This is a genomic window from bacterium, assembly GCA_036524115.1.
In the GTDB taxonomy this organism is placed as follows: Bacteria; JAUVQV01; JAUVQV01; order JAUVQV01; family DATDCY01; genus DATDCY01.
Genome location: DATDCY010000130.1, coordinates 1 through 6,893, shown reverse-complemented (window position 1 = coordinate 6,893; position 6,893 = coordinate 1). Strand labels below are relative to the sequence as shown.

The 6,893-nt window shown below is 73.2% G+C and carries 5 protein-coding genes; 2 read left to right on the top strand and 3 right to left on the bottom strand.

Translation table 11 applies throughout. The annotated features are described in order from the left end of the window. Positions 1 to 158 precede the first annotated feature (158 nt). Together VI078_05970 and VI078_05965 are read right to left on the bottom strand one after the other, a co-directional pair. Positions 159 to 695, bottom strand: coding sequence for an HAD family hydrolase (locus VI078_05970; GenBank protein HEY5998836.1), 537 nt, complete (start codon positions 693 to 695; stop codon positions 159 to 161). Next, on the bottom strand, positions 688 to 2,025 hold the full coding sequence (locus VI078_05965; GenBank protein ID HEY5998835.1) for an alkaline phosphatase family protein: 1,338 nt from the start codon (positions 2,023 to 2,025) through the stop codon (positions 688 to 690). The genes VI078_05970 and VI078_05965 overlap by 8 nt, the downstream gene beginning before the upstream one ends. Before the next feature lie 219 nt (positions 2,026 to 2,244). Between VI078_05965 and feoB the strand changes: the two genes are divergently transcribed. Further along, on the top strand, positions 2,245 to 4,218 hold the full coding sequence (feoB, locus tag VI078_05960; protein ID HEY5998834.1) for a ferrous iron transport protein B: 1,974 nt from the start codon (positions 2,245 to 2,247) through the stop codon (positions 4,216 to 4,218). Between the two features lie 125 nt (positions 4,219 to 4,343). Beyond that, complete coding sequence (hemW, locus tag VI078_05955; protein HEY5998833.1) at positions 4,344 to 5,507, top strand: radical SAM family heme chaperone HemW; 1,164 nt, start codon at positions 4,344 to 4,346, stop codon at positions 5,505 to 5,507. A 485-nt stretch (positions 5,508 to 5,992) separates the two neighbouring features. Here hemW and holA read toward each other — a convergent pair. Continuing rightward, positions 5,993 to 6,893 (bottom strand): DNA polymerase III subunit delta (gene holA, locus VI078_05950; protein ID HEY5998832.1); only part of this gene is annotated, 901 nt, incomplete at its 5' end.

Here is a 6,893-nt window from a genome sequence, read left to right as displayed (position 1 = left end):
GGCCAGGCCGGCGGTCAGCGCCGCGGTCCCCCCCGCGACGAGCGCGAGCCGGCACAGCCCGAGCGCGACGAGCGGCCAGAAGGCCGAGGCGAGTGCGGCCGCCGAGACGGCGCCGAACAGGCCGAGACCGGCCCCCGCGAGGGCGGCGGCCGCCGCCTTCACCGAAGGCCCCCGCGCACGATCAGCCGCGCCGCGGCCAGGAGCGTCCCCGCGGAGCGCACGCCCGGCGGAACCGCGGCGCCGCGCGGCGCGACCAGGACGCCCGGCACGCCGGCGGCCTCCCCGGCCTCCAGGTCGGAGAGGGAGTCGCCCACGATCCACGACTCCGCGGGGTCGATGCCGTGGCGCGCGATCGCCCGCAGGAGCATCCCGGGCCGCGGCTCGCGGCACTCGCAGCCGGCCGCGAGATCGTGTGGGCAGTGCAGGATGTCATCCAGCGCGGCGCCCGCGCGCGCCAGCTCGGCCTGCATCCGCCGGTGCACCTGCGCCAGGTCGCCCTCCGTCATCAGGCCGCGGCCGATGCCCCGCTGGTTCGTGACGGCGATCAGCAGGTACCCCGCCTCCCGCAGCAGGCGCAGGCCCGCCCGGGCGCCGCGGCGGAAGCGGAACTCGTCCCAGGTGCGGACGTACGCGCCGGGGAGGCGCTCGTTGATCACCCCGTCCCGGTCGATGAAGACCGCGCGCCGGCTAGACAAGGCTCATCCCGTCGCGGGGGTCGTCGGCGCGCACGCCCATGAGCGCGAGCACCGTCGGGCAGACATCGACGATGCGCGGCTCCCGCGCGCGGATCCGCCGCCCACGGATGAAGACGAAGGCGTCGCCCCAGGCGTGCGCGCCCGCCAGCTGCGCGCGGCCCGCGACGTTCTCGCGCTCGAGGTGGCCCCGGATCTCGCACCCCTCGGCGGGTACGACGAGCAGGTCGCAGGGCGCCGGCTGGCGCGCCGAGACCGGCAGCGGGAACTCCGGCCACCCCGGGTTGGCGTTCACGGTCTCGCCCCGCAGCGCCGCCGCGATCAGCGCCCCCCCCCCCTCGGGGTCGTGGAGCCGGAGCAGGTCCGCGGCGATCCCCTCGCGGAACGCGCGATATTCCTCGCGGCCCGCGATCCGCCCGCGGGGCTCGCGCCCCCTGAGGTGCAGGTACACGCGCCCCGGCGCGAGGCTGTAGGCGCGGGCGTCGGGGGAGATCGCGCCGAGGCGGCGGGCCTCCCCGGGCAGGAACTCGAGCCAGCCGAGCTCCTCGAGCGCGCGGTTGAGGTTCACCTCGCGACGCAGCCGCGTGAAGCCGTTGCCCGAGAGCAGCACGAGGTCCGCGCCCGGCGGCAGCAGGTCCACCAGCTCCCCGATGTACTCGTCGAGCCGGCGGTAGAACGCGAGGAACGCCCGGCCGTGCCCCGGGGCGTCGCGCTCGTAGTCGTCCCACAGGAAGTGGTTGATCCGGTCCGTCTCGCTCACGTGCAGCTGGAAGAAGTCCCACGGCTCGCGCAGCAGCAGCGAGAAGGCCGCCTCGAAGCGCGTGCGCAGCGCCGCCTCCAGGTCGGCGAGCAGGTCGTCTTTGCTGCCGGCGCGCGCCGCCCGCGCGTCGACGTCGAGGCGGTAGCCGATGCCCCGCAGGAAGGGCGCGAGCGTCCGCGGGAACACGACATCCTCATACGAGGCGGCGCGCGCCGGCGCGATGAGCACGCCGCGGACCGGCTGCGGCGGCATCGTCCCCGGGACGTTCACGACGATGGACGTCCGCCCCGCGCGGCCGAGCGAATCCCAGAGCGTGGGGGCGAGGACATCGCCCGAGCCCGGCACGAACAGATCGTAGCTCGCCGGCCGCCGCTCGATCAGCCCGTAGATCCCGTGGCGGCCCGGCCCCGTGCCGGTCGCGTAACTCGTCCAGACCAGCGTGGAGACCGGCGGCTGCGCGGTGGACATCGGGCGCAGGTCGCCGCCGGCGAAGAGGCGCGCGAGATTCGGGAAGGCCCCGTCCGGCAGGTGGCGCTGAAGGAAGGAGTGGCCCACGCCGTCGAGGCTGAGCACGAACGTCCGGCCTGCCCCCACGGCGCGGGGGCGAAAGGGCAACCATCCCATCGGGATGTGGAATTTCCTTTCGTGTCAAAAGGTTATGATCAGCACCCGTCGGCGTATCCTAGCAGCATTTTCCACAGGCCACAATGCGCGGCCGCTGCTCCTTTGCGATCGGCGGCGCATCTGCTAACGTATCGGGTTTGTGTCCGCAGGAACGGAGGAATAGGCGAGGTGCACCAGCACGGAGAAGCGAAGGCCGCCGGCGGCGGGCCCGTCGTCGTCCTCGTCGGCCAGCCGAACGTCGGCAAGAGCGTGATCTTCGGCCGGCTCACCGGCAAGTACGCCGTCGTCTCCAACTACCCGGGGACCACGGTGGAGGTGACGACGGGGCACCTGACCGTCGGCGACCGCCGCTACACCGTGATCGACACGCCGGGCGTCAACAGCATCCACCCCCACTCGGAGGACGAGCGGGTCACCCGCGACATCCTGCTTGACCGCGAGCCCGACGTCATCGTGCAGGTGGCGGACGCGAAGAACCTGACGCGGGCGCTCACCCTGACCTCGCAGCTGCTGGAGCTGGGCCGGCCGCTCGTGCTCTGCCTGAACATGATGGACGAGGCGGAGCAGGCGGGCGTGCACATCGACGTCCGCGAGCTGTCGCAGGTGCTCGGGGTCGACGTGATCCGCACGATCGCGCCCGAGGGCGAGGGACTCGCCGCGCTCAAGGCCGCGCTGGCCACCGCGCGCGCGGGCCGGCCGCTCGTGGAGTACGGGAAGACGATCGAGGAGAAGCTCACGCGCATCGCCGCGCTGCTGCCGCGCCACCGGGGCGCGGCGCGCGGCCTCGGCCTGATGTTCCTCGCCGGCGAGCCCGGGCTCGAGGCCTGGGCGGAGCGGGAGTACGGGGGCGAGACCGTCGCGGCGATCCGCGCCATCGCGGCGGAGACCGGCGCGCGCCTCGTGCAGCCGGCGGAGATGGTCATCCTCAAGACGCGGCGCGCGCGCGTGCAGATCGTCGTCGCGCGCCACCTGCGGCAGGCCGCGCGGGGCCGCTCGCGGCTCGCCGAGACGCTCGGACGCTGGAGCCGCGAGCCGGTGACCGGCATCCCGATCTTCCTCGCGGTGATGTTCGTGCTCTACTGGCTCGTCGGCGCGGTCGGCGCGGGCATCTTCGTCGACTTCCTCGAGGACCGGGTCTTCGGCGCCCTCGTGAACCCCGCGGCGCGCGCCGCCTTCGCGCACGTGCCCTGGCCCTTCGTGCAGCGGATGTTCGCCGGCGACTACGGACTGATCACGATGGGCCTGACCTACGGCATCGCGATCGTGCTGCCGATCGTCGGGACCTTCTTCTTCGCCTTCGGGCTGCTCGAGGACTCCGGCTACCTGCCGCGGCTGGCGATCATGTCCAACCGCGCGTTCCGCGTGATCGGCCTCAACGGCAAGGCGATCCTGCCGATGGTGCTCGGCCTCGGGTGCGACACCATGGCCACGATGACCGCGCGCATCCTCGAGAGCCGCAAGGAGCGCTTCATCGTCACGCTGCTGCTGGCGCTCGGGGTCCCCTGCTCGGCGCAGCTCGGGGTGATCCTCGGGCTGACGAGCTACGTCTCGCCCGCCGGCTTCGCGGTGGTCGTGCTCACGGTCTTCACTTCGATGGTCCTCGTCGGCTGGGGGTGCTCGCGGCTGGTCCCCGGCGCCCCGTCGGACTTCATCTTCGAGATCCCGCCACTGCGCCTGCCGCGGCCGGGCAACATCCTGATGAAGACCTGGATGCGCGTGGTCTGGTTCCTGCGCGAGGCGATCCCCCTCTTCCTCATCGGCACCTTCATCCTCTTCCTCTCGGCCGAGAGCGGGCTGCTCGCGCTGGCCGAGCGCGGCCTGGCGCCGGTGATCCAGGGCTTCCTCTCGCTGCCGACGGAGACGACGCGCGTCTTCATCCTCGGCTTCCTGCGGCGCGACTACGGGGCGGCCGGGCTCTTCGCGCTTGCGACCGCGCAGCCGCCGGCGCTGACCGTCAACCAGACCGTCGTCGCGCTGACGGTGATCACGCTCTTCGTCCCCTGCGTCGCCAACTTCCTGGTCATCGTCAAGGAACAGGGGCTCAAGCGGGCGCTGGCGATCCTCGCCTTCATCACCCCGTTCGCCGTCCTGGCCGGGGGGCTGGTGAACTGGACCCTGCGCCTCCTGAACATTACCCTCTAGCCGCTGAGTCGCTCTGCCGCAACGAAGCACTCGGTTGGAACGGCAGGAACCTGGCATTGTCTGGGCGTAGGGGTGACGCGGAGCGGGGGACCCCCGGCGCGCGGACCGAAGGGAGCACGACGGGGGTGCGCAGCGGCAGGACCCCGAAGCCCGAACCAGCCTTCGGGGTATACGTTCACATTCCGTTCTGCGTCGCAAAGTGCGGCTACTGTGACTTCGCCTCCGTGCCGCTGGCCCGCGGCGCGCTCGAGCCGTACCTCGACGCGCTCGTGCGCGAGATCGACGCCGCGCCCGAGCGCGGGCGGGCGGCCGCGACCGTCTTCTTCGGCGGGGGCACGCCGAGTCTCCTCGCGGGCGCGCAGATCGGGCGCCTGCTCGCCGCGCTGCGCGCGACCTTTGCCGTCGCACCGGACGCCGAGATCACGCTCGAGGCCAACCCCGGCACGATCGACGCGGAAAAGGCCGCGGCCTGGCGGGCGCACGGGATCACCCGCGTCTCGCTCGGCGTGCAGTCCCTCGACGATGCGCTGCTGGCACGCCTCGGCCGGCGGCACTCCGCGCACGAGGCGCTCGCGGCCTTTGAGCTGCTGCGTCGGGAGGGCTTCGCCAACATCGGCCTGGACCTCATCCACGGCCTGCCCGGACAGACGCCCGCGCTCTGGCGCCGCGACCTGGCGCGCGCGATCGCGCTCGGCCCCGAGCACCTCTCGCTGTACGCGCTGGGTATCGAGGAGGGCACGCCGTTTGCCGCCGAGCTCCGTGCGGGGCGGCTCGCGCTGCCGGCGGAGGAGGAGGCGCTGGAGATGCACGCGGCGGCCGCGGAGCTGACCGCGCGGGCCGGCTACGAGCGCTACGAGATCTCGAACTGGTCGCGCCCGGGAATGCGCTGCCGGCACAACGCCGACTGCTGGTCGCTGGGCGAATACCGGGGATTCGGCGCCGCCGCGCACTCGTTCCTGTGCCGGCCCCGCCCGGTGCGCCGCGCGAACGAGCGCGACCCGGCCGCCTACGTCCGGCTCATCCGAGAACGCGGCGGCGCGGTCGCCTCGAGCGAGGAACCAGCCCCACGGCAGTTCGCAGGCGAGGCCGCGATGCTCGCGCTGCGCACGGTCGACGGGCTCGACGAGGCGGCGTTCGCCGCGGAGCACGGCGCCGGCTGGGATGCGCTCTTCCCGGAGGCCGCGGCGCTCGGAGCCGCCCGCGGCTGGATCGCGCGAGCCGCCGGCCGGGCCCGCCTCACCGCCGAGGGGATGCTCTTCTCCGACGCGCTCTTCCGCCTGCTGTTCTGAGGCGCTGCGCGCCGCCGCCACCTGCAACGCCGGCATTGTCAGTGCCGCGGGGTCAGGGCGGTGCCGTGCGGCCGCTGAGTTGCGCGCTCGACCTGGGCCTGTCCGGCCCTCTGCTCGAAACGCATAACTCGCCCTTCGGGCTCAAACAATGCGTTTCGCCCTTCGGGCCGCTCCGGTCCGGCCGCCCAGGTGCCCTCGCGCTCCACATGCGTCCGCCCGTCACCGCCCCGCCCCCGCTCTGGAACAGGCCGATCCGTGAACAGGGCCACGGCCCGGGGGCGCCTGTGAGCGGTCATAATGCGCCGGCCGCTTGCTGTGTCGACTGAGTGTGGCCGGCGCATTGACAGTCGAGCAGCTGATGAGTGCCCTCGGGGACTGAGGGAAGGAGGGCGAGACGGAAGGGAACAGGCGCCCCCGGGCCGGGGCCCGGCATCGGCATGCGGACGGCAAGGGTGCCGCAAGACGAAGATGCGGAAGCCGAGTCGTTACCGCGACAGGAACGAGACCAGGAAGTGCTCCAGCAGGAGCTTCGGCGGCACCTGCGTGCTCTTCACCCGGTCGTCGAGCGCCCGCAGCCCCTCGAGCCCGCGCTCGATCTCCGCGCGGGTGAACTTGCGCGCGTCCGGCGCCAGTTTCGCCACCATGCCCGGGTACGGCCGAAATTCCTGCGGTATCTCCCGGTCGCCGCCGGCGAGGTACCAGAGGATCCGCAGCCGCTTGCCGATCTGGCCGAGCAACCCGAGGAACTCGTCGTCCTTGATGGTCACTTCGCCCAGCAGACGCAGCGCGCCCGCCAGGTCGCGCCGGCTGACGGCATCCGTCACGTCGAAGACCCCGTGATGCTCGTAGCCAGCGACGTAGCGCTCGACCGCCGCGGCGTCGACGACGCCCCCCTCGCCGAGCGCCGCGCGCAGCTTCGCCAGCTCGTTGCGCGCCCGCCCCAGGTCTGCCCCCGTGCTCTCGAGCAGCGCGGCGAGGCCGTCCTCCGCGAGCCCCACGCCGAGGCGCGCCGCCTCGTCGCGCAGCGCCCTGGCCAGCGCCGCCCCGGCGAGGGCGCGGAACTCCACGTGCATCCAGCGCCCGGCGTGCTTCTTCGCGAGCGTCTTCGCGCGGTCCTCGTCCCCGGTCGTGACGACGAGCACCGTCATCGGCTCCGGCGCCGCGAGGTACTCCTCGAGCAGCTCGCCGCGGCCCGCCTGGTCGAGCCGCGTCTTCTCGACGTCGCGCAGCACCACGACCCGCCGCTCGGCCATGAACGGCAGCGTGCGCGCGGCGGTCAGCGCGTCGACGACCTCGTCCTCGAAGGCGTGGAAGACCTGGACGTTGAAGCTGCGCGCCCCCTCGGGGACCAGCGCGCACACGGCGTCCACCGCCTCCTTCATCAGC